General features: G+C 38.9%; 25 protein-coding genes. 6 read left to right on the top strand and 19 right to left on the bottom strand.

Annotated elements, in window-relative coordinates; all coding sequences use genetic code 11:
- The first annotated feature begins 13 nt into the window (after nt 1–13).
- Both nhaC and LVD16_RS07475 read left to right on the top strand, forming a co-directional pair.
- On the top strand, nt 14–1,471 hold the full coding sequence (gene nhaC / locus LVD16_RS07480; protein WP_233773301.1) for a Na+/H+ antiporter NhaC: 1,458 nt from the start codon (nt 14–16) through the stop codon (nt 1,469–1,471).
- Nucleotides 1,419–2,057 carry a 3'-5' exonuclease gene (locus tag LVD16_RS07475; protein WP_233773300.1) on the top strand — a complete coding sequence of 213 codons (639 nt, stop codon included), beginning with the start codon at nt 1,419–1,421 and terminating at the stop codon, nt 2,055–2,057. Before nhaC ends, LVD16_RS07475 begins: the two co-directional genes overlap by 53 nt.
- Here the strand turns inward: LVD16_RS07475 and LVD16_RS07470 are convergent.
- The gene (locus LVD16_RS07470) at nt 2,054–2,671 is read right to left on the bottom strand and encodes an IMPACT family protein (RefSeq protein ID WP_233773299.1); all 618 of its coding nucleotides are present in this window, start codon (nt 2,669–2,671) and stop codon (nt 2,054–2,056) included. The genes LVD16_RS07475 and LVD16_RS07470 overlap by 4 nt on opposite strands.
- Complete coding sequence (locus tag LVD16_RS07465; protein WP_233773298.1) at nt 2,658–3,554, bottom strand: DMT family transporter; 897 nt, start codon at nt 3,552–3,554, stop codon at nt 2,658–2,660. Before LVD16_RS07465 ends, LVD16_RS07470 begins: the two co-directional genes overlap by 14 nt.
- Before the next feature lie 126 nt (nt 3,555–3,680).
- Here LVD16_RS07465 and LVD16_RS07460 point away from each other — a divergent pair, with 126 nt between their 5' ends.
- Nucleotides 3,681–4,370 (top strand): head GIN domain-containing protein, encoded by a 690-nt coding sequence (locus LVD16_RS07460; protein WP_233773297.1) that lies wholly within the window; start codon nt 3,681–3,683, stop codon nt 4,368–4,370.
- A gap of 78 nt (nt 4,371–4,448) precedes the next feature.
- Here LVD16_RS07460 and LVD16_RS07455 read toward each other — a convergent pair whose 3' ends face one another.
- The 11 genes from LVD16_RS07455 to LVD16_RS07405 all read right to left on the bottom strand — a co-directional run bounded on the left by LVD16_RS07455 (nt 4,449) and on the right by LVD16_RS07405 (nt 15,911).
- Nucleotides 4,449–4,862, bottom strand: coding sequence for a response regulator (locus LVD16_RS07455; RefSeq protein WP_233773296.1), 414 nt, complete (start codon nt 4,860–4,862; stop codon nt 4,449–4,451).
- An 11-nt stretch (nt 4,863–4,873) separates the two neighbouring features.
- Nucleotides 4,874–7,513: a PAS domain-containing protein gene (locus LVD16_RS07450; protein WP_233773295.1), complete on the bottom strand. Its 2,640-nt coding sequence runs from the start codon at nt 7,511–7,513 to the stop codon at nt 4,874–4,876.
- Between the two features lie 92 nt (nt 7,514–7,605).
- Entirely contained in the window at nt 7,606–8,772 is a 1,167-nt protein-coding gene (locus LVD16_RS07445) for an MFS transporter (RefSeq protein ID WP_255697873.1), read from the bottom strand.
- Nucleotides 8,772–9,873, bottom strand: a protein-coding gene (gene prfB, locus LVD16_RS07440; RefSeq protein ID WP_233773293.1) for a peptide chain release factor 2 whose coding sequence is annotated in 2 segments (ribosomal slippage) — nt 8,772–9,812 and nt 9,814–9,873 — 1,101 coding nt in all. Because the reading frame shifts where the segments join, the coding sequence is not laid out codon by codon here. The genes LVD16_RS07445 and prfB overlap by 1 nt, the downstream gene beginning before the upstream one ends.
- Before the next feature lie 68 nt (nt 9,874–9,941).
- Nucleotides 9,942–10,436, bottom strand: a complete 495-nt coding sequence (locus tag LVD16_RS07435) for a hypothetical protein (protein WP_233773292.1) — start codon at nt 10,434–10,436, stop codon at nt 9,942–9,944.
- 81 nt (nt 10,437–10,517) lie between these two features.
- Nucleotides 10,518–11,582 carry a branched-chain amino acid aminotransferase gene (locus LVD16_RS07430; RefSeq protein WP_233773291.1) on the bottom strand — a complete coding sequence of 355 codons (1,065 nt, stop codon included), beginning with the start codon at nt 11,580–11,582 and terminating at the stop codon, nt 10,518–10,520.
- Between the two features lie 71 nt (nt 11,583–11,653).
- The gene (locus LVD16_RS07425; protein WP_233773290.1) at nt 11,654–12,202 is read right to left on the bottom strand and encodes a cob(I)yrinic acid a,c-diamide adenosyltransferase; all 549 of its coding nucleotides are present in this window, start codon (nt 12,200–12,202) and stop codon (nt 11,654–11,656) included.
- A 5-nt stretch (nt 12,203–12,207) separates the two neighbouring features.
- Entirely contained in the window at nt 12,208–12,918 is a 711-nt protein-coding gene (locus LVD16_RS07420) for an ABC transporter ATP-binding protein (RefSeq protein ID WP_305038999.1), read from the bottom strand.
- 103 nt (nt 12,919–13,021) lie between these two features.
- Nucleotides 13,022–13,909, bottom strand: a complete 888-nt coding sequence (locus LVD16_RS07415; protein ID WP_233773289.1) for an alpha/beta fold hydrolase — start codon at nt 13,907–13,909, stop codon at nt 13,022–13,024.
- A gap of 38 nt (nt 13,910–13,947) precedes the next feature.
- Nucleotides 13,948–14,544 (bottom strand): TetR/AcrR family transcriptional regulator, encoded by a 597-nt coding sequence (locus LVD16_RS07410; protein WP_233773288.1) that lies wholly within the window; start codon nt 14,542–14,544, stop codon nt 13,948–13,950.
- Nucleotides 14,545–14,651: 107 nt separating this feature from the next.
- Nucleotides 14,652–15,911 carry a nuclear transport factor 2 family protein gene (locus LVD16_RS07405; protein WP_233773287.1) on the bottom strand — a complete coding sequence of 420 codons (1,260 nt, stop codon included), beginning with the start codon at nt 15,909–15,911 and terminating at the stop codon, nt 14,652–14,654.
- 193 nt (nt 15,912–16,104) lie between these two features.
- Here LVD16_RS07405 and LVD16_RS07400 point away from each other — a divergent pair, with 193 nt between their 5' ends.
- A complete protein-coding gene (locus tag LVD16_RS07400) occupies nt 16,105–17,148 on the top strand; it encodes a sensor histidine kinase (RefSeq protein ID WP_233773286.1) in 1,044 nt (347 codons plus the stop codon).
- A complete protein-coding gene (locus tag LVD16_RS07395; protein WP_233773285.1) occupies nt 17,145–17,837 on the top strand; it encodes a LytR/AlgR family response regulator transcription factor in 693 nt (230 codons plus the stop codon). The genes LVD16_RS07400 and LVD16_RS07395 overlap by 4 nt, the downstream gene beginning before the upstream one ends.
- Before the next feature lie 61 nt (nt 17,838–17,898).
- Here the strand turns inward: LVD16_RS07395 and LVD16_RS07390 are convergent, their stop codons facing one another.
- The 6 genes from LVD16_RS07390 to rnhB all read right to left on the bottom strand — a co-directional run bounded on the left by LVD16_RS07390 (nt 17,899) and on the right by rnhB (nt 22,257).
- Entirely contained in the window at nt 17,899–19,113 is a 1,215-nt protein-coding gene (locus tag LVD16_RS07390) for a hypothetical protein (protein ID WP_233773284.1), read from the bottom strand.
- Nucleotides 19,085–19,234 (bottom strand): hypothetical protein, encoded by a 150-nt coding sequence (locus tag LVD16_RS07385; protein ID WP_233773283.1) that lies wholly within the window; start codon nt 19,232–19,234, stop codon nt 19,085–19,087. Before LVD16_RS07385 ends, LVD16_RS07390 begins: the two co-directional genes overlap by 29 nt.
- A 141-nt stretch (nt 19,235–19,375) precedes the next feature.
- Complete coding sequence (locus LVD16_RS07380) at nt 19,376–19,762, bottom strand: LytR/AlgR family response regulator transcription factor (protein WP_233773282.1); 387 nt, start codon at nt 19,760–19,762, stop codon at nt 19,376–19,378.
- A gap of 120 nt (nt 19,763–19,882) precedes the next feature.
- Nucleotides 19,883–20,608: a LytR/AlgR family response regulator transcription factor gene (locus LVD16_RS07375; RefSeq protein WP_233773281.1), complete on the bottom strand. Its 726-nt coding sequence runs from the start codon at nt 20,606–20,608 to the stop codon at nt 19,883–19,885.
- Between the two features lie 296 nt (nt 20,609–20,904).
- Nucleotides 20,905–21,651, bottom strand: coding sequence for an NRDE family protein (locus tag LVD16_RS07370; RefSeq protein WP_233773280.1), 747 nt, complete (start codon nt 21,649–21,651; stop codon nt 20,905–20,907).
- A 6-nt stretch (nt 21,652–21,657) separates the two neighbouring features.
- Nucleotides 21,658–22,257 carry a ribonuclease HII gene (rnhB, locus tag LVD16_RS07365; protein WP_233773279.1) on the bottom strand — a complete coding sequence of 200 codons (600 nt, stop codon included), beginning with the start codon at nt 22,255–22,257 and terminating at the stop codon, nt 21,658–21,660.
- A gap of 118 nt (nt 22,258–22,375) precedes the next feature.
- Here rnhB and LVD16_RS07360 point away from each other — a divergent pair, with 118 nt between their 5' ends.
- Nucleotides 22,376–22,930: an NUDIX domain-containing protein gene (locus LVD16_RS07360; protein WP_233773278.1), complete on the top strand. Its 555-nt coding sequence runs from the start codon at nt 22,376–22,378 to the stop codon at nt 22,928–22,930.
- Nucleotides 22,931–22,947 lie beyond the last annotated feature (17 nt).

Here is a 22,947-nt window from a genome sequence, read left to right as displayed (position 1 = left end):
TAACCCCTAACACATGAACAAAGAGCACAAGGAGCCTTCACTTTTACTTTCTTTAGTACCCATTATCTTTCTTGTAATCCTGTTAGCTGCCAACGTAGCTTTTTTTGAAGGAGATGCTTCTTTCGGACCGAATCAAATGGCTTTGATCTTTGCTGCTGCTCTAGGTGCTGTGTTATCGATTAAACTCAACTACCGATGGGATGAAGTCTCAGATGGTATTGTAAAGAGTATTAGTTCTGCAATGAGCGCTATTCTTATATTACTTATGATCGGTGCTTTAGCTGGAAGCTGGCTGCTTAGTGGTGTAGTTCCCGCCATGATCTATTACGGATTAGACATATTAAACCCTACTATATTTCTTTTTGCTGCTTGTATCGTGAGCGCAGTGGTATCAATAGCCACGGGTAGCTCATGGTCTACGACGGCTACTATCGGTATTGCATTAATGGGCATAGGTCAGGCTTTAGGCCTTGGTTCTGGAATAATAGCAGGAGCTGTAATTTCAGGTGCTTATTTTGGAGATAAAATGTCTCCCCTTTCTGACACTACCAATTTAGCCCCAGCAATGGCAGGTACTGATCTGTTTACTCACATCAGATACATGCTATTCACCACTGGCCCCACAATGGTGATAACGCTTATCATATTTTTCATATGGGGTTTTAGTATAGATAGTAACTCGGCAATAAACTCAGTAGCCGAAGTTCAAAACGCTATCGCAAGCAAATTCGACATTAACCTTTGGCTTTTCATAGTACCTGCAGCCGTTATTTTCTTAATTGTTAAGAAGGTACCCGCTTTACCTGCTTTGCTTGTAGGAACATTATTAGCCTGTGTTTTTGCACTGATATTTCAGCCTAATGTAATCCAAATGGTGGCAGAAGCTGACTCATTCACATTTGAGGCGGCCTATAAGGGCATAATGAAGGCCATGTTTACGAAAATTAACATATCTACTGATAATGCAATGGTGGATGAATTATTATCCTCAAGCGGTATGGCAGGCATTTTACCAACCGTATGGCTCATCATCTGCGCTATGATTTTCGGCGGTGTAATGGAAGGAAATGGTATGCTTAAAAAAATAGCAGAATCAATTATCAAACTAGCTCATTCTACTGGATCATTGGTAGCAGCCACTGCCGGAACCTGTATCACTTTTAACTTAACCGCATCTGACCAGTATATAGCCATAGTGGTACCGGGCAGAATGTTTAGTAGCGAGTACAAAAAGCGTGGTTTAGCTCCAGAAAATCTAAGCCGTACTTTAGAAGACTCAGGAACAGTTACCTCGGTGCTGATTCCATGGAACACTTGCGGTGCCTATCAGTCAAGTACGCTCGGGGTAGACCCTCTAACATACATACCCTACTGTTTTTTCAACCTTATAAGTCCATTTATGACAATATTATTTGCGTATGCCAATATCAAAATCAGAAAGATCGACAAGTCCGAGAAAGAAGAAAATTAAATCTACCTATCCTGAAACAATAGGTAGTGAGGAGATTAACCAACTCGACTTAAAACGATACGAGGGGAAGATTCATGTTATTACCACCGAAGAAGGTGTAAAAAAGGCTTTTACCAAAATCAATAAATGTAAAACCGTTGGCTTTGATACGGAGACAAAACCCGCTTTTAAAAAGGGGGAATTTAATGATGTATCTTTAATTCAGATAGCTACTGATAAAGAGGTATTTCTTATTAGAGTGAATATTACAGGATTAACTTCTGAAATTATCAGTTTCTTATCTAATGAGGCTATTCTTAAAATCGGCATTGCCCTTAGAGATGACATTAAAGACTTGCAAAAACTCACCCATTTCGAACCCGCTGGCTTTTTAGAGTTAAATAAAACAGTAAAACAGATTGGTATTGAAAGCAATGGCTTAAGAAAGCTAGTAGCTATTATTCTTGGTTTTAGGGTTTCTAAAAGTGCCCAAATCTCTAACTGGGAAAGTGAAATACTATCAGAAAAACAATTGTTTTATGCGGCTACAGACGCGTGGGTTTGCATAGAAATGTATAATGAGCTGGAAAAGAAAGGCTACATTTAATCTATAGTAAGCTTTACGTTTTTGCTTAGATCTTGCAGAAGCTGCACCTTTTCCTGGAGTTGGTGAACAAGGTTAATGTTCACTTCTCCTTTCATAGCGCATGCGGCTTCAAACTTCTGATCTGTAATATCAATATTAAAGTCAGATACCAGCTTCATCACGTCATTGGTATCTTCATAGGTGTATTCCAGGTGAATAGACTTGGTTACATCTATTTTAATGACTTTAGCTGTGCTCAGTGCTTCTTCAGCAGATACTTTGTAAGCATTAATTAAACCACTGACTCCCAGCTTGGTACCACCAAAATATCGCACAACCACTACCAGCACATTGGTAAGGTTTTTAGAGTTGATCTGCCCGAGTATAGGATCGCCGGCAGAATGATTGGGCTCACCATCATCATTGGCCCTGTAGTCTTTTCTTTCGGCACCTAGCATATAGGCATAGCAATGGTGCCTGGCATCATAGTACTGCTTCTTTAGTTCCAGGAGCGTTTCCTTCACTTCCTCCTCATTCTTTACAGGGTAGGCATAAGCAATGAACTTACTGCCCTTCTCCTTATAAAGTCCCTCAGAAACTCCTTCTACGGTAAAAAAATGATCAACCTGCTCCATAAGATAATATCTCCTGGTATGAAATTAGGAATATCGCCAAAACGGCCAAAGCAATTCCAATTTGATTTTTAACAGATAACCTCTCTCTGAAAAAGATGATGGAGACCAAAGAGCTTATCACAATGATGCCCACATTAATCAGTGGATATACAAATGCCCCATCATTGTTAAAAGAGGAAAGACCGACCAATAAGAAATAGATAGAAAAGAAGTTAATGATCCCCAAAGCTAATCCTGCAATGACGCTTTTAAGCTTTAGCGGCTCTCGTTCCAATAGCATTAAAATACTTCCTGTGGTTCCTGCAAAGAGGAAAATCATGATTGAAAAATCTGCCTTTTCATCAGCTTTGAGCAGAAAATGATTACTATAATTAATGGACGAATCTATAAGTCCACCCAACACAAAAACCAGTAATGGCAGCATGAGCTCCCAGCTAAATTTGAACGCCTTTTTATCTCCTCCTTTTTTATAAGAACTGAGAAATATGGCCGGCAGTGCCAGCACCATACCTATAATATTCAATGAAGTGTAGGTCTTAGCCTGAACACCTATAATGAAAATGCTGCTCAGCACCGGTATAATCAAAGACATTTTAGAAGCTATGCTTGACACGGTCATGCTATAAACTTCCGTGGTTTTGGCCATCAGGTAAAAAGTACCGATGAATACAAACCCAAGAAAAAGAGCCATCCACCACCAGGTCTCATTAGTTTTGGTAATAAAATCCAAACTACCATCGCCTGCAGAGATTAGTCCTGTAACCACACAAACCAAATAGTTAATGGTAATAGCATGAAAGGTATTCACCTTAAACCTGGCATACATCTTAAAGCAGGTGAAAATGCCCACATTCATTAAAACACAAAGTATTATTCCACTCATATCCGCTCAAAAGGCACAAAGAAAGCGACTTTTTGAGAAAATATTAGGTAAAAGACTCTTTTTATAGGCGATGATGCAACCTTTTTTCACCGTGCTAGTCTTTAATAATAAACAACAACTCAAAATATGAAAACTATATCAACCTTAATGCTCGTGGTAGCATGCTTTACTGCCACTTTAGCTCAAAAGAAAGAAGAGAGATCAGTATCTGATTTTAAGTCTGTTAACCTAAGCACTGCAGGTAAAGTTTATGTTACTCAAGGCAATGGATATAAGGTAGTTTTAGAAGGCTCTAATGATGTACTGAAAGAGGTAGAAACAGAAGTAAGAGGCAGCAAGCTAGTAATTAAAAAAGAAGGTAGTGGATGGTTTAACTGGTCTAGCGATGATGACTTAACAGTTTATATTACAATGCCTTCCATAGAAGGACTCAGCGTTTCCAGCTCAGGTAAAATATACGGTCAGAATAAATTCAAAACTGATGATTTAAGAGTGTCAGTAAGTGGATCTGGTAAAGTTCAGATCCAAACCAGCTCTGACAATGTAGATATTTCTATTTCAGGATCAGGTAAAGTGAAACTGGAAGGTGAAGCCAATTCTGTAGAAGCTTCAGTGAGTGGATCAGGAGATGTTATGGCCAGTGACTTTAAAGCCAAAGATTACAGCGTAAGTATTTCAGGATCAGGAAGCTGCGAAGTTTACGCCGAGGAGTCTATAGATGCCAGGATTAGCGGAAGCGGAAGTGTTCATTATAAAGGAAATCCTAAAAAAGTAAACAGCAAAACTGCAGGTAGCGGGTCAGTAAGGAAAATTTAATTACTCAGAATAAATAGTAAAAGGCTGGCTCAAAAGTGGAGACCTAATCTGCAAAGATTACACTTTTGAGCCGGCCTTTTATATATTATAGCCCAGCCAGAATTTGCCTATATTTTCAGCTGCTAATATAAACTGCTTATAATCTATCGGCTTCACTACGAAGGCATTCACTCCAATTTCATATGCCTTTTCCACATCTCCGTGAGACTGAGAAGAGGTGAAAATAATTACAGGGATTTTTCTTGTATACTCATGTCCCTTCAATTTTTCTAAAATTTCCAGTCCTGTAAGCATAGGTAGTTTCAGATCAAGTAACATCATCTTTGGCAATTCACGCTTCATATCAATCAAATCGGTAATGAAATGATCTGCCTGTCTACCGTCAGTAAGTACTTTTTGTTCAAAAGTGTTAGTTACTTTTCTTAACCCGTCTAAGATAAATTCCAGGTCATCTTCACTATCCTCTACAATTACATAATACTGTTTATCCATTCAAGTTTAGGTTATTTTTTATCTGGTATTTTGAAAAAAACCGTGGTACCATTTCCTGGCTCTGATTTAGCCCAAATTTCACCATTGTGCTTATTTATAATTTGCTTTACAATAGCCAGGCCTACACCTACGCCAGGATATTCAGTTTCTGTATGTAAACGATGAAATACCTCAAAGATTTTATCACCATACTTTTGTTCAAAACCTATACCGTTATCTTCAATGCAATAAACGATATGTCCATGATCATCAGTGAAATAGCTCACTTTAATTTTCGGTGACTCTACCTTTTTACTATATTTTACAGCATTATCACAAAGATTAATGACCACCTGCTTCAGCATGTGCTTATCTGCCCTTATAATAGGCATATTTGAGGCTATTTCATAATTAAACTCGTGCTGATGGCTTAGCTCTGATAGAGATTCATTGAAAACATCTTTTATATCTATCGAGGCCTTATAAATTTCTGACCTGCCTATTCTGGAAAATGCCAGAAGCTCATCTATCAAGACTTCCATTTTTTTAGCATTCTTCTGAACTGCCGCAAGACTTCTCTCCATATCTTCGTTAAGATTCTCGCCCTTCAGTTTTTCACTATGTCCTAAAATACCCCTTATGGGTGTACGTAAGTCATGAGAAACAGTATAGGTAAATGCCTCTAAATCTGCATTTACTTCTTCTAATTTTTCCTTTTGAAGTATTAACTGGTTTTCAAATTCTTTCTGCTCGGTTAAGTCCGTCATTATCACCAGTATACTCTCCAGCTTCCCTTTAATATCATACTCCGGCACTGCATTGAACATGCCGTGAATCACTCTTTCTCCTACTTGAAACTCTATTACCCTTTGCTTATCTCCTTGTTTGGCTGCAAGTAGAAGTTCTTCAAAATCATTTACAGCTCCTTTAGGCCAACTCATGGCAAGTATATCCACCCCCTCAAAAGTGAGGATAGACAAGTCTGTATATTGAGTTAATGAGTCGTTGACAAATTTATATTTCAAATCTGGCGATAGGCGAATAATCACGTTAGGCGAATGCTGCACTAAAGTTCTGGTCTGCTTCTCAGATGCGATGAGCTGATCAAACAGCTTTTGCTGATCATTTTGAGCCTTTATGAGCATTTCATTGGTGTGAGTAAGTTCTTTATTGATCTTCTCCAGTGCATTTTGATTCTGCCTGAGCTCTGTAATATCTCTGCTCACCGACAGAACAGAAACTACCTCACCTTCTGCATTAAACTCCGGACTTAAGGCTACATAGGTATAATTGCCGTCTATAGCTGTCATAAAGCTTTCAGTACGCTTACTCTCCTTTACTTTTCTTAAGTTCTGCTCAAATAAAGCCTTCTTCTGCTCAGGGATCTGTATATCATAAAAGGAAATGCCGTGATATTTATCTGGATCCAAATGCCACCTTTCAGCACAATTTTTATTGAGATAGATGACTTCATCATTACTATTTAGCCTGGCTATACCATCAGGAATATGGGCAACCAAGGTTTGAAGAAAATTACTGGTTTCATGCAGTTGCTTCCTTGTATCGATCAACTCTTTTATGTCTCTACCTTCGGCTATGATATATTGAATATTACCTTCTTTATCCGTTACAGGCTTTAGAGAAAAATCGAGAATCATGTGGCGTCCCAGCACCTTAATTTCAATCTCATCCCTATAAAACTCCCCTCTGGAAACCTTATGCAGCACCTGCTTCAAAAACTCATCATCTCTTCTGTAAAACCACCATTTCGGTTCCCAAAAGAATTTACCAAACAAATCGTCTGAATTATATCCACTGGCCGCCAGTGCCGTTTGATTTACCTCCAGTATTTTTCCTTCCTTATTCAATAATACCATAAACTGAAAGGCATTATTAAAGATCATTTCAAACTTTTCCTTTGTTTGCTTTAAGTTGATTTCAGCGTTTTTAAGATCCGTAATATCTCTGGTAATATTAAGAACAGAAACTACCCTGCCATCATCATCAAATTCCGGAAGCATGAGTGTCTGATAATAAATAACCTGATTATCTCTGGTGATAGAGGTAAAGCGAACTTGCTGTGCCTTTTCCTTGAAAACATCTGCAACACCTTCTACGAAAGCATCTATTTCGGATATAGGGTAGAATTTTTTGATATTCTGCTGATGCATTTGTGAGTAACGCAAGCCTATCCTATCTAAAACGGCCTTATTAACATATAGATACCTGAGATGCTCATCCAGACGAACAATAAAGGCAGGATTATGATTAAGAAGCGTTTGAAGCTCACTATTTGAGTTATTCAATTCTTGCTCTATATCCTTTCTACCAGTAACATCGGTAAAACTGAGCAGCAGACCATCTCCAAGCTTTTTAGCCACTACATGATACCACTGCTTGCTTTTATCATGAAATTCTTCGCTTTCAAATATGATATCTTCCTCCACTACCTGCACATAGTTATCAAAATACGCCACGGCTACAGGGGGAAATTTGGTCTTTAGCGTAGTGCCTTCAGCATCTGAAATATTTGCAATAGGCACAAAAGGAACTGCAGCACGATTATAATATTCCAACTTAAAGTCAACAAGCTGATTATCAGCATCGCGCACAGCCGTGAAATACTCTACACCGGCCTCCACATGATCTAAAACCTCCTTATGAATATTCATTCAATTATAGTAAAGTATAGCTATTAGAAAAGTTAATATAAAAAGAAATACGGCAGCGTTTAGCGTAAGTAATTATTATTTGATAAACGGAATTAGCCGTTTTTTTTACGCAAAAAAAGTAAAGCCGATAATGCTAACAATGCAGCCACTAAAAAGGCTAAAAAGAAATTATCAGGATTGTTATTATAAATTTCTGCAGAAAATATAGAACCCTGCATAATACCGAGTTCCAGGCCAATAAAAGCGGTAGCCATGCCTTTTCCCCGGGTTTTAAAATCGCATCTGCCTGCCACCCAGGCATAAATGGTTGGTGAGTTCATACCGGTACCCAAGCCAAACAATATAGCTCCACTTAGGAACCACCAAATGTTAGTAGAGAGCCCAGTAACTATCATACCAGCGGCGTAAAGCACACATGCCACCTGAAGCACTACTATTCTTCCGTACTTATCTGAGGCTTTACCAGCCAAGATTCTCACTACCAGAGATGAAACCGTAAAAGTAGCATAGTAGACTCCTTTGTTTTCTATTCCCAAATAATCAGTAAAGTCTGGTACTATGGTCAGCACGAGCCCAAAAGAAAATACCATGAGCGCCAGCACCACCGCAGGAATTATAGCATCAGGATGATATATCTCTGAAGATGAAATTTTAAGCAGGCCTAAATGGAATTTCTGCTTGTTCTGCAAGGTCTCCTTCATGCCAATCAAAATAAGAATAGAAAGAATGGCTAAAGCTGAGGAAGTATAGAACATTACATCTAAGGAAAACCAAATCTTTATCTGGCTTCCTAATGCCGGACCGCTGGCCATACCCAATGTTCCGAACATTCCTGACAGCCCCATAGCCTCCCCTCTTCTATGATCTGGTACTATATCAGCTACATAGGCCACCGTTCCTGTAGGTTTAAAACCTGTAGAAAAGCCATGAAAAAATCGGAGTATAAAAAAGCCTGACACTGTAGCCACTAATGGATAGAACAGCCCCATAATGCAGCACACAATAGCACCGACCATCATCACAGGTATTCTCCCTACGCTGTCTGCCAGCTTACCACTAAAAGGCCTGGATAACATGGCGGTTAAGGTGAATATGGCTATAATCCAGCCTTTATAATCAGCACCGCCTAGTGAAGTGAGATAATCCGGAAGCTCCGGAATTATCATATTAAAACTAGCGAAGAACAAAAAAGAACTTGCGCAAAGCAGCCAAAATTGAAGTGTGTAAGTTTTTGGCTGCTTTGCCGCAATGTCTCTCATTAATTATTATCTCCTTTTTGGTCCTGATAGCCTAAAAGAAAGGCTTTTATGTAATCATCCAGGTCGCCATCAAGCACGTTTTGAACATCCGTTCTTTCCACGCCTGTTCTGGCATCTTTTATTAATTTGTAAGGGTGCAGCACGTAGTTTCTGATCTGCGAGCCGAAATCAATCTTCATTTTGGAGTTTTCCACTTGCTCACGTTGAGCATTTCTCTTTTCAAGCTCCATTTGATAAAGTCTGGACTTCAACATCTTCATAGCACGCTCACGGTTAGCAAGCTGCGATCTCTCTACCTGACAAACTACCACTATGCCTGTAGGCTTGTGTGTAATCTGTACTTTAGTCTCCACCTTGTTTACGTTCTGACCTCCGGCACCTCCCGAACGAGAAGTGTGAAACTCAATATCCGCAGGGTTAATTTCAATTTCTATGTCATCATCCACAATCGGTGATACATATACTGAAGCAAATGAGGTGTGTCTTCTACCTCCGGAATCAAATGGAGAGATACGCACTAAACGGTGCACTCCAATTTCTGATTTAAGATTACCGTAAGCGAAATCACCTTCAATTTCCAGAGTGGCAGATTTAATACCAGCTACATCACCAGGCTGATAGTTTACCTGCTTTACGCTGTACCCGTGAGACTCACCCCACATTATGTACATTCTATTCAGTATATCTGACCAGTCCTGACTCTCGGTACCACCGGCTCCAGGGTTAATTTCCAGAATAGCTCCCAGCTGATCTTCTTCGCTGCTTAGCATCTTTTTGAACTCAAGATCCTCTACAGCTTTCTCAACTTTGGCATACTCTTTATCCATGTCTTCATCACTTACCTCATCTTCCTGATAAAACTCGTTTAGAGTTTCCAGGTCTTCCATAAGGGTGTAAACATTGGTAAAGCTATCTGTCCAGGTTTTTTTGGCTCTTATGCCTTTCATTATTTTTTCGGCTTCGGAAGGGTTATCCCAAAAACCGGGCTGGGCGGTAACCAGCTCTTCTTCTTGTACTTCGGCTAACTTTTTATCGTAGTCAAAGATACCTCCTCAAGGCTTCAATTCGCGCCTTCAAGTCTTTCAACTCGTCTGTAGTCATATTCTATATTAATTTAAAAGACGCAAATTTAGGATTTAAATAAGAAATATAAAGACATGTATCCAGGATTAAATTTCCCCCACCCTAAGTAGGTATTTCTTACCAATTTTCACCTTACGCTTTTGTATAAAGTATAAAATAACAGCGCCCGTAGCCAGGTATGCTCCTATGAGCCATGATTTCCCATCTACACTTTCACCATGCACTAATACCCCATTAATAGTATCCAGCCCGGGAAATCCAATAGCCCCTATGGCTAAAATGCCGGTAAGTGTATTTAAAAAATTCTTTTGCTGAGATCTTATATCAATGGCTTCAATTTCGCTAAGCATGATCTTAGCATAGTGCATTCTTATAAAATCATCACCAAGCCCCTGAATTAGGCCCTTATTCCAATATTTCTCGCCTTTTATTTTAAATCTAATGGTTTGGCCTTCATAGAATGAATACTTGGGAGGACGAAATTTCTTTGCTACTATGAGCCTGCGCTGGGCAAACGTAAAATGAGAAAATAGCAGGCAGAGAACGAAAAGCATCGTCACTTTAAGATTCATATAATTCATTAGATTAGTTAAATTATTAAAACGAAGACAAAAAAAAGAGGTTACTGAATTAGCAACCTCTTTTTAGAAATTTTATTGTGTTTATATCTTTCTTAACCAGCCGAATTTATCTACAGTTCTGCCGTATTTAATATCATCTAACTCTTTTAACACCTTATTTGAGAATTCTCTGTTCTCAACTGGAGGTAAAGTGTAATCTGTACCATCAAAACCGATAAGCTCAATATGTGCAATGGTAGCAGCAGTACCCGCACCAAATGCTTCTTGCAATGATCCGTCTTTAATAGCAGAGATCACCTCAGCTACTTCTACTTTTCTTTCTTCCACTTCTAAGCCCCAGTCTTTAGCCATATTAATCACACTATTTCTGGTAATACCGTTAAGAATGGTATCTCCAGTGGCTGGTGTTATAAGCTTACCATCAATGATAAACATCAGGTTCATAGTACCTGACTCTTCTACATATTTATGTTCTTTACCATCTGTCCAAACCAGCTGATCATAACCATTTTGTCTTGCAAGCTGAGCCGGATAAAGGGTTGGTCCATAGTTACATCCTGTTTTGCAAGCGCCGCTACCACCTTGTACCGCTCTTACAAAATCTGTTTCTATCTTCACTCTTACCGGCTTGGCATAGTATGAACCTACCGGACAGGTAATGATCATAAACTTAAAGTTTGAAGAAGGAGTAACGCCAATAAAATCATCATCAGAGATAATGAATGGACGGATATACAGCGATGTACCAGTAACAGAAGGCACCCATGCTTTATCCAAAGCCAAAAGGGTATCTAAACCTTCATAGTAAACTGACTCTGGAAGCTCAGGCATGCACATTCTGCGCGCTGAGAAATTAAGTCTTTCAAAGTTTTTATCTGGACGAAAAACAGCCACATCGCCATTTTCATGCTTGTAAGCTTTTAGTCCTTCAAAGATAGACACCCCATAATGCAAGGTAGGGTTAGCCGGGCTCATAGTGATTGGCGCATATGGCTTAATATTCAGATTCTTCCATTCGCCATCTTTATAATCTACTACAAACATGTGGTCTGAATAAACTTTACCAAATTGGATATTATTAAAGTCTACCTGACCTATTTTACTACTATCTATTTTCTGTACGTTTATATTGTGAGTATCTATCATAACGTAAATATTTAATTCTATGGTGGGTTAACAAAAATATCAAAAAAATTCAGGACCGAAGCTGAATTTTTCTACATTTTTGGTTTCCAGGGAGTCTCTTCTGCATTCAGTTCGGCAGACATTTTTCTACCTAACACAAATAGATAATCTGAAAGTCTGTTAAGGTATTGAATTACATTGGGCTGAACCTCTTCCAGATCGGCTAGTGCCACTGTAAGGCGCTCCGCTCTGCGGCAAACGCACCTGGTGACATGACAAAAAGAAACTGACTGATGACCACCTGGAAGCACAAAGCTGCGCATGGGTGGGAGAGCCTCATCCATTTTATCTATTTCCTTCTCCAGGGCTTCAATATCCTGATCAGTAAGAGGTGGGGTTTTTACCTTGGTATTTCCGGGCTCAGTGGCTAAGATAGATCCCAGAGTGAAAAGCCTGTCTTGAATTTCTATTAAAAAATCCTTTCTACTTTCATTCACCTCCTGATCTCTTACCAGGCCGATGTATGAGTTAAGCTCATCTACTGTACCGTAAGTATCTATTCTTAAGTTTGCTTTTGAAACACGCTGCCCACCAAAAAGGGCAGTACTTCCTTTATCTCCCGTCTTTGTATATATCTTCATTTAGCTCATACTCGCTCAGGTCGAGTTACATTTTCATTGATCACATCTGTTTCTACCAATCCATCTCTCAGCCTAATTATTCTATGAGCATAGTGAGCAATATCATCTTCGTGAGTTACCATAATGATTGAGTTCCCTTTATCATGCAGTTGCTGAAAAAGGTCCATAATATCATATGAGGTTTTGGTATCCAGGTTACCTGTAGGCTCATCCGCCAGGATAATACTCGGGTTATTCACCAAAGCACGAGCAATAGCTACCCTTTGGCGCTGACCACCAGAAAGCTCGTTAGGCTTGTGATCAAATCTTGTTCCCAGCCCTACGTTATTTAACGCTTCCATAGCAATTTCTTCACGCTCAGCTTTTCCATAACCAGCGTAAATCAATGGCAATGCCACATTTTCTAAAGAAGATGCTCTTGGAAGAAGGTTAAAGGTTTGGAATACGAAACCAATCTCTTTATTTCTGATTTCAGCCAGCTCATTTTCAGTAAGGTCGCTTACATCATGATTATTAAGAATGTAAGTACCGTTAGTTGGGGTATCTAAGCAGCCGATGATATTCATTAACGTAGACTTACCAGAACCAGAAGGTCCCATAAAAGCTACATATTCACCTTTATCAATACTGATTGAAATAGATTTAAGGGCCTCCACTGTTTGTGTACCCATTTTATAAATCTTAGAAATTTCGCTTGTTTCAATAATCTTTGTCATATCTAATAAAGGCTGATCTTTTCAAAAATAATAAATATTGCTATCAACCGCTAATAACGTAAAGGCCTGCTCTATAGTGTATAAATATTACTTGAACGGTAAATTATCCTATTGAGTGATTAATTGCCTCGACCGACGAAGCCTCCTTTTTTAAATAATTGAGACAGGCTTCTATCACTTTTTCATCCTTTAGAATTCTGGTATGCCCCAAGCCCTGAGTTTTCACCAGAGTGGCTGATGGATATAAAGAAAGGATAGCTTCAGGGTTTTCAATACCTACTTCAGGATCATCTTCATCATGAATAAGAAGTAAGTCTACAGGCCTGAGGCTCTGCACGATATATGAAGCCGAATAGTGAGAAAAAGGCTTACCATATTTCTTCATGATGTAAGCTTCAAAATAATCTTTACAAACGTCTGAAGCATTTAACCTCAACAGAAATTCTCCTACAATTTTATCAGCAATTGTAGGGCTACTTATCATCACGAGCTTATCTGTGGGAAGGCCTCTGTGGATAGCATGCATGGAAGCCACGCCGCCAAGAGAGTGCCCTACTATCATTTCGAAAGGCCCTTCCAATTCATGAAGCTTTTCGATAATGCCTACGAACTCCATTAGGTGAGATTTTTTTCCTTCTGACTTTCCGTGCCCAGTAGCATCATAAGATATTACCTGATATCCGGCCTGGTTAAACACAGGAATGAACTTTCTAAATTGGGTGCCACGCCCCATCCAACCATGAGAGAATAAGATAGGCTTGCCTGTACCCCACTTATAATATTGTACTTTCTTATTTTCAAACTCCAGCTGATGAATGCTGGCTTCTTTCATGGCATCCACCTCTCCATAAGGCATTTTATATCTCACAGGCGTGAAAAACACTCGAACGAACCACCTTTTGGCCAAAAATGGAGCTACTTTTTCAAGTTTAGGAAATAACCACCCTACCATACGCAGGGCAAGAGGCGGCTTAATTTGTTTTTTCTTCATAATTAAAGACCGATCGGTCTGTTTTTGGTCAAAATTTTTTATTTTGCTAAAACCTTATCAACTATATATTTACGCAGATAATCTGCGGCAAAATCAATACTTTTTCTATCATCGTGCAAACGAGACATGATCAACGCTCCTTCTAAAGTGGCTATAAAAAGTGTCGATATCTCTGACAGCTCAATATCACTAACAAACTCACCGGCCTTTATTCCTTCCTTCAGTTTTATTTCTATGTAAGTCTGTAAACCCCTGATGCCCTCTTGCGCTTTTTTCTTAAGCTCCGGATGGGTATTGGTAGAATCTGTGGCCGTATTGAAAATTGGACAGCCTCCACCTTTCACCATAGGATCATCATAATAAGAAACAAACACATCTATCACAGAATGAAGCTTTTGCAAAGAAGTGGTATCCTTATCCAGCCTTTCTCTAAACCGCTTTAAAACACGATTGTAGTTATAGTTAAAAGCCTCCAGAGCTATTTCATCCTTATTTTTGAAATGATTATAAATGCCTCCTTTTTTTAATTGGGTAGCATCCATAATATGATTTAACGAACAGCCGTGATAGCCATAAATATTAAACAACTCTGCCGACTGCTTGATGATCTTATCCTTGGTTGCTGCTCCTTTCATAAATTCAAAAAAGACCGATTGGTCTCTAAGGTAAATAAATAACTTTTCATTTCAAAAAGAGCCCGACTTAACAATGGTCCATCGGGCTCTATTTTAGGCTACGACAGTTAGTAGAGTTTAAGAATTTTATATTGCCATACCTGATTGATAATACTCCATTTATCCTCCATTTTGATCATTTGCATATATTCCACCCAGCTATCAGATACTAGTTTTATCGTGGCTATCCTGTTATAAATATCAAGCACCACTATCTGATTCGCGGGGCTTTGAGGAAACATATTATTGGCCTTATTAAACGATGTCGCCCTCTCCACCATTTCATCATAATTTGTATTCTGTACCTCCTCTTTCTTTTCCCTTCTGTTAAAAGCGAAGGTCTTCTGCGATAGTTGATGATGTACTACGTCTCTCATCAGCTCAGGTTTCTGCTCTTGGAGAGCAACCATATAATCCAAAGCTATTCTTTTTATTTCGGCAGAATCCCTGACACTGGCTAGTGCTGCCAGCTTCACCTCATTGACATCTATCTTCTTGATTTCATTTTTGTTAACATCAAAACAAGTGCTCCCTATTTCCACGCCATTCTCATTATAATACGCTTCAATTACTGCACAACCTCCTTTCATGCTCAGCACCAAATTTCCATTGCTATTATGATATGATACTTTTGCATGATCACCATTTTCAGCATATTCATCCAGATAGGCTGCTACGCCAATGCTATTATCCGTTATTTCCAAGTCATCATTCAGATTGTATTGTGCCTTTGGCCAACCTTTTTTATCATACACAATGCCCGTTGTTTTAAATTCAAAAAACAAAGAGATCTGCATTGGTTCATCTTTTAGGTTATAGCGATTTTCCACTACCATATTCTTATGTCTTTTCCACTCATACCTGGAGATATTCCAAACAGACTCCATAGGTTCATCATCCAGATCATAATAATGCAGAGCATATTTAAATCCCTTGCTATCAACATTATAGACTTCCTTATAAACATTCATTGCATTGATTATTCTCTGATTGTTTTTATCATAATAAGTGCGTATTTCTTTGCCTGTTTCATAAGTAAACACTGCTCTATATGCACCTATAGACGCTAAAAAATGAAGTCGCCCGTCCAGATAATAATTACTGATAATTTCGCTTATTCTTCCTTGTTTGTCATACTTAAAAAGGTAGTGAGACTCGCCCATGGCCTCCTCTTTACTTATTTCATGAATACCTACAATCGGCACATAAGGAGAGACATGATTGTACAAAAGCTGGCGGTAATAATGCTCTTCAGCTGAAGCATGACTTAACGTGAAGATTACTATCGATAAACTCAGTAGCAGGTTGATTTTTAGATTGGTCATCATTTGATTCGTTTTAGATTATGCCCTAATCTATCTTTTAGTGGCATGCTACTTACAAATAATAGACGTACTGGAGACAACTGCCTACAAACAATCAATTACAGTCTACCAACCATCAGTTCATATGGCCCAACCTTTACTTTCTCAGACTTAGGATTAATCTTTTAATTATATATTTACCTCCAAACCATTATAGATGACCTTATCCCGCCTTTTACAAAAAACCTATGTCCGTCATGTCCTTTTTTGGATTTGCATCTACGTATTTTATGTTAGCACAGCCTGGGTTTTAGTAGAAGACAGAAGCACTTTGATGATTCTGGATTTTTATAAGCTGCTATCACAGATGTTTAGCGCCTATGGAATTTTATATCTGCTGGTGCCGAAGCTACTGCATAAAAATAAAATCCTGTTTACATTATCGGTGCTGGCCTATCTGTATTTGTCATTTGCTTTAATGATTACCCTTAGATATTACTATCTGGAAATAGAATATGCTTCCTCATTTCGTGTGCCTGATGCCAGCTACTGGTGGCGTGTAACCGACTTCAAAGTGTTTTTTAATGAAATCATCTGGCATATTTTCCCTACCCTATTACTGGCCTCCTGGTCTTACTATACCCGACAACGGGAATTGGTAGAGCTACGAGAGCAACAAAAAATCACAGAACTCAATCTGCTTAAAAACCAACTCAATCCACATTTTCTCTTCAATACTCTGAACAACCTGTATACTCTGGCACTAAAAAAGTCTGATGACACGCCTGATGTCATCGCCCGGCTTTCGGACATCTTTGATTATATGCTTTACCGGTGCAACGACCAGTTTGTGCCTTTAAGTGGAGAGATTAGTTTACTGGAAAATTATTTAGCGCTGGAGAAAGTGAGATATGGAAAAAGGCTTCAAGTACATTTTACTCATAAGGTAGAATCCACTGCAGAAATAGCGCCTCTACTTATGCTTACTTTCATTGAAAATGCTTTTAAACATGGGGTAAAAGAGGAAATTAAAGTAGCAAGTATTGATATTGATTTGAAGGCTTCTTCTGAAATAATTGCTTTCACCGCAAGGAACAGTAAACCGCAGATAGTTTCCGATGGGCCACAACTAAACAGAGAGGCCATTGGATTAGCCAATGCAAAGAAACGACTGAATTTACTCTATCCTGAAAAGCACCATTTGCATATTGAGGAAACGCAGGAGTTTTTTAAAGTTACCTTAAAACTAGAATTATCATGATCAGATGTATGGTAGTAGATGATGAAGAACTAGCTCGAGAATTATTGGAGAAGCACATTTCACGAGTACCTAGTTTAGAACTGGTTGCCTCTTGCGCCAATGCCATTGAAGCACATCAGGTATTGAGAACCAGAACTATAGATCTGATATTCCTGGATATCGAAATGCCTCTTCTGAAAGGCACCGATTTCATCAAAAACCTCCATGAGAAGCCTCAGGTAATTTTCACCACCGCTCACAGAGATTACGCACTTCAGGGTTTTGAACTCAATGCAGTTGATTATTTACTGAAGCCCATAGTGTTCGAGCGGTTTTTTCAGGCCATAGAGAAGTTTTTCACCTTATCCAGTGGTGGTTCCAAACTAGACAATCTTACTAAAGAATACATTTTTGTAAAGCGTAACAAGAAGAATATCAAGCTATTGCTTCAGGATATTTTATACATTGAAAGCCAAAAGGACTATGTGAAAATAGTAAAGCATGACGAACAGTTTCTCATCAAAACAAGCCTCAGTGCTTTTCATAATCAGCTGGATAACAGGTTTCTGAGAATTCACCGAAGCTATATTATCAACACCGAAAAAGTGACGGCTTTCACCAAAGCAGATGTAGAAATTGATGATATAGAAATACCGATAGGTGAACAATATAAAGAGAGTGTGAGCAAAGAGTTTGAGGAGAAGTTATAAAGCAAATTGAGGCATCCCCCATTGGAACACCTCAACTTATTTGTACTAAACATTGACTTGGTTATTGCTGGTTTACGTAGAAGTAAAGTGAACCGGTGTTATATTTCGTTCCTTCTCCGTCAGTATTATCACAGTATTCAACTATTGAGCTACCCAATTTATCATGGTTTACAGGAATATTCACCTGTACACCACCTTCAATTTCCAAAGCCTCTGTTGCTTGAAGTGTTGCCCCAAGAGTAAGAGTGATATCAGGACCTGAATCTTCCTCAATAAATTCATACATCATTTCTAAACCATGCAGTTCGGGTTCCCAGGTAATGACTTCGGCGTCTACATTAAACCAAAATAAACTACAGTTATTTCCCCATGCATTACAATCTATAACGTCTGCTCGAGGGGCTATTACAAATTTCTCAATCTTCACAAGAGATTCATTAGAAACATTCGATCTAATAATTACTGCTCTCATTTCAAATGCCCCTGAAGCCCAAGGCTCAGCCTTCTTTGCATTCTTGGACGTTGTAAACTTCCATTTGTTATAGTTATCTTTATCATTATTGGTAATTCTATCTCCATCTTTACCATCGCAGTCAACCTCTGTATCTCCTCCAGATCCTCCACCGTTGTCATCTCCATCATCATCCCCATCACCGAAGCCACCGTCATCCCAGTGTAACCATTTCCAATCATAATACTTTATTTTTTCAATAAGGATATGGAGCTTATTGTAATAGAAAGGAGGAATTTCAATATCAGGTCCATGCGCAGAAAAAACCAATAGTCGTTCGTTCTCACTTACCACAACTGTAAGTTCCTCCGGAGGCACATCAGTATCAAACAGCATAGGCTCTACCTCATTAGAATAACCTTTTAATGTAGGTGTATAACCTGCTAAATTATTGATAGCGACCGCTGGTATGTGCTCACCAATATTCCATTCTTCAGGTTTAATTTCAGGCAACTCAGGTACTGCGATTTGTAATAATGGAAAATTACTTTCTACTTCATCTAAATACTGCTTCCATTGATCTTTATTCATACCACTGTTTCTTCCCAATACCTCATAAAATGGAGTATTAGAATTAGGAACTATTACATCTTTTATACGAGCAAAAAGCACATTATAATCTCCATCCCGTTTCTCTAAAACTTCTCGCTTTACAAGAGCTCGTACTCTCTCATCTCTTAAGCTTTTTGCCAAGGATCGCGCCAGGACATCTGCCATTTGTGCCTTTCCATCAGTTCTAGCCATGGTGCTTCCCCCAAAAAGCATCCACCTGACCTTTTTCTTCCTGCTGAGCTGCTATTTCTTCTTCCTGACAAGAAGAGATAGCTCCCACCATCACAAGCAGACTCATAGCCACAGGAATTAATGATTTGCTAAGTGTTTTCATAAATTTATTTAGTTAGTTAAAAATGTATATAAACCTGAAATTAGGCAGTCGGGGAAGGCCTTCATACCACCAATGAGCAAGTGGAACACTCCGGTTAGCAAGTGGATGTGAAATAAAAAAAGCTCCATAAGGAGCTTTATTCTAGAGGTAATCTACAGTCTTTAGAAAAGAGTGTTTTCGCCGTCGGGACACATCCTGGTGATGCCCCTCAGTAAGCACAACATAACCGCCGCTGCCTCGCACATATTTTTGTATATGGCTCAGGTTCACTATGGCGTTATGATGAATTCTAAAAAAACCAGAGCCCATTAATATTCTTTCAAATTGCTTGAGACTCTTGGCAACTAATAACTTTTTATGGTCAGTCATAATCAACTCAGTATAGTTGCTATCTGCCTTACAAAAAATTATTTTTTCTACAGAAACGAAGGTTATTCCTTCAAGCGTAGGTACTGCTATTCGGAATAATTTAGGAAAAGCATCCTCTACTACTAATTCCTCTTCTAGATCATTGATGCGCGTTATCATATTGAAACTTTTTGTGGGTTGAACATGTGTACAAGATCCACATCCCGTTAGCTACAATCAATGAATAATTGGCCATCATTGGCTAATAATTGGTGAAGTATGCTTATAACTTGGTAAAAGTTATACCACCGTAAGGCTGTTTAAAAAGTCTTTCTTGTAAGACTTTCCTATAGGCACTTTATAATCATTTAAATGGACATAATCTTCAGTGATTTGGTCCAGATGATGGAGGTTTACTACAAAAGAGCGGTGTACCTGTCGAAACCCATAATGACCATATAAATCCAGAAAATCTTTTAATCGATGGAGCACCATATACTTGGCTCCTTTCACGAAAATGTAACAGTAATTATCACAAGAATTAAAGTAGATAATATCCTTAATAGCAATAGCTTGCAGCACACCATGATCTTTAGCGAAGAGCCGATCATTTTCATAACTATGACCCGTTGTAACATTCCTACTAATAGCGTTTCTGGCCATGGATACTTCTAAAGCAACTTTTAAGTCTTTCTCAACAAAAGGTTTGAGCACATAAGCTCTTGGTTGGGTATCTGCTGCACGCTTCAAAGTATCATCGTCATAATATGAAGTGAGAAATATAAAGGGATATCCGTATTCCTGCTTCACCTTTCTGGCTAAAGAAATACCGTCCATTTCATCTCTACCCAGATCTACATCCATAATTAGCATATCTACCTTACTACATTTTAACAGGGCCAGGCATTGCTCAGCATTATATACACAGTCTACTACATGATGCCCCAGATGTATAAGTGTTTCTCTTATGTCTTCAGCAATAATAGGATCATCTTCTACTACAATAAGGTTTAGGTTGCTTTTCATCTCTATCTAATTTAATTTCCTAACTAGCTCTGGATGACCTGTACAGACCATTCATCGCACTAAATAATGACACCAAATACACCTAACTACATCTCCGATTATCAGAAAATCTGACCTACTCGAAACACGAAAGTTCAATGGCTATCTGACTAAAAACAGTATGTTAATAATGGATATACCATGAGTGAATTTGGTTAGTGTTGTAGAAAATAAATACACTACACTCAGGTTCAATGAGGTTCTTTCAAATGTAAAAACTTCTGACAATATCAGTCAAGGGTATTATTCCCTTTCTATCAAAAAATATAATCTCTCTTATTTCCCTCTCGATCATAAGTCCTTTCTAAGAAGCTGAACGACCCATCTTTTTTAACCAATACTACAGTAGAACATCTGGAACCGTAATTCGGGCTTTTGATAAACATAGGTGAGAGCATGCGTTCCATTTCTATCCCCACTCCCGTTTCCGGCAGCTGATCATCAGGAGCTTTTATATCATCATGAAGCACTTCCAGAAAATCCTCCACCCTGAGTTCGTCTTTCTCAATGAGATCAGCTAGTTCCTTTTTGCCTCTTTCTACTTTAGGCCATGGTGTATCCATCAAAGCATTGCTTAATCCATGAATACCAGGCTTGATCTCATGCACGCCCTCCTGATAATTACCATAGTAATAAAGTTCATCTGCACTTCCACAAATAAGATTAAAGCCATTATACCTCCTTCCTACGGTTTCAATTTCTCGCAAGTAGGTCTCTGCTTCTATATCTTCTTTCAAAAAGTCAGATACCAAGTGACCACGTGAAGGAGCTCCTTCCTTGATATGGGAGAGGTCCCGATAGTTTGTGAGCATGGCCACTTTACCCGATCGGGTTATACCCATCCAAGTGCCCCCGGCTTCCCGATCTCTCCCTGCCAGTATTTGATCATGATCTTCCCAGAAATGCGCATGGTCAGTTTTCCGGTCATAAAATTCATCACGGTTGGCCGCTATAATTAGTGGATATTCACGATGAGTCTTATATGCCAGAAGTATTAAACACATGGGTTTTTATTCAAAAAGCTCTAACTGTTCGGGTAATAATCTGAAAGATTTTCTATGATAATCCGTTACCCCAAAATCTTTTATAGCCGCTCTATGAGCAGTAGTAGGATAACCTACATTACTATTCCATTGATATTCAGGATGTTTCTCAGCCAAATCGTACATATACTCATCACGATAAGTCTTGGCCAGGATAGAAGCGGCGGCTATGGAGTAATACTTTCCGTCACCTTTTATGATACATTCAAAAGGAATTTCATTGTGTGGTTTATACCTGTTTCCATCTATAAGCAATAGTTCCGGAGCTTTTGTAAGCTGATCTACTGCTCTATTCATGGCCAGAAATGAAGCGTTAAGGATATTCACCTCATCAATTTCGTTATTATCTACGAAAGAAACAGCCCAAGCTATGGCTTCTTTTTCTATTTCCAGGCGAAAAAGCTCTCGCTGCTTTCTGCTTAGCTGCTTACTATCGTTTAAGACGTCGTGCTTATAATCTCGGGGTAATATTACAGCTGCTGCCACTACGGGTCCTGCAAGGCAGCCTCTACCGGCTTCGTCGCAGCCTGCCTCTACTTTGTCTTCACTAAAAAACGATAATAACATGCTAACAAAAATAGATGACCTCCGTTACAACCAAAAATATTAACCTACTTTTAACGCACACCTCGTAACTGCTACCTAGTATTTAATAGCTTTGCAGCCGATTCAATGTATCCGCTTTATGAAAAACACCAATGAAAATCCCTGGAAAACGCTATCAACCAATCAGATTTATGATAATCCCTGGATAAAGCTTGAGGAGCACCAGATTATTAATCCTGGCGGCGGTGAAGGCATTTATGGTAAGGTGTTTTTTAAAAATAAGGCCATTGGTATTATTCCTATAGATGAGGAGGGCAACACCTGGCTCGTTGGTCAATACCGATACACAATAGATGAATACTCCTGGGAAATTCCTGAAGGCGGTGGCCCTTTAAAAGAAGACCCGCTAGATGCCGCTAAGAGAGAATTAAAAGAGGAGACCGGTTTATCTGCCAATTCATGGGAAATGATCATGCGCTTTCACACCTCAAACTCAGTGACAGATGAGGAAGGCAGGATATTTCTAGCACGTGACCTGAGTATGGGCGAGCAAAATCTTGAAGAATCAGAATCTGATTTACTACTTAAAAAGCTGCCTTTTAAAGACGCTTTGGAGATGGTGATGAATCAGGAAATTACCGACAGTATGAGTGTGGCAGGCATATTAAAAGTGGCCAGAATACTCGGCATATAATTTTTAGAATACTACAA

The sequence above is a fragment of the Fulvivirga ligni genome, from assembly GCF_021389935.1.
GTDB classification, from domain to species: domain Bacteria; phylum Bacteroidota; class Bacteroidia; order Cytophagales; family Cyclobacteriaceae; genus Fulvivirga; species Fulvivirga ligni.
Note: the sequence above shows the minus strand (reverse complement) of the source record. Positions and strands in the feature narration are given on the sequence as shown.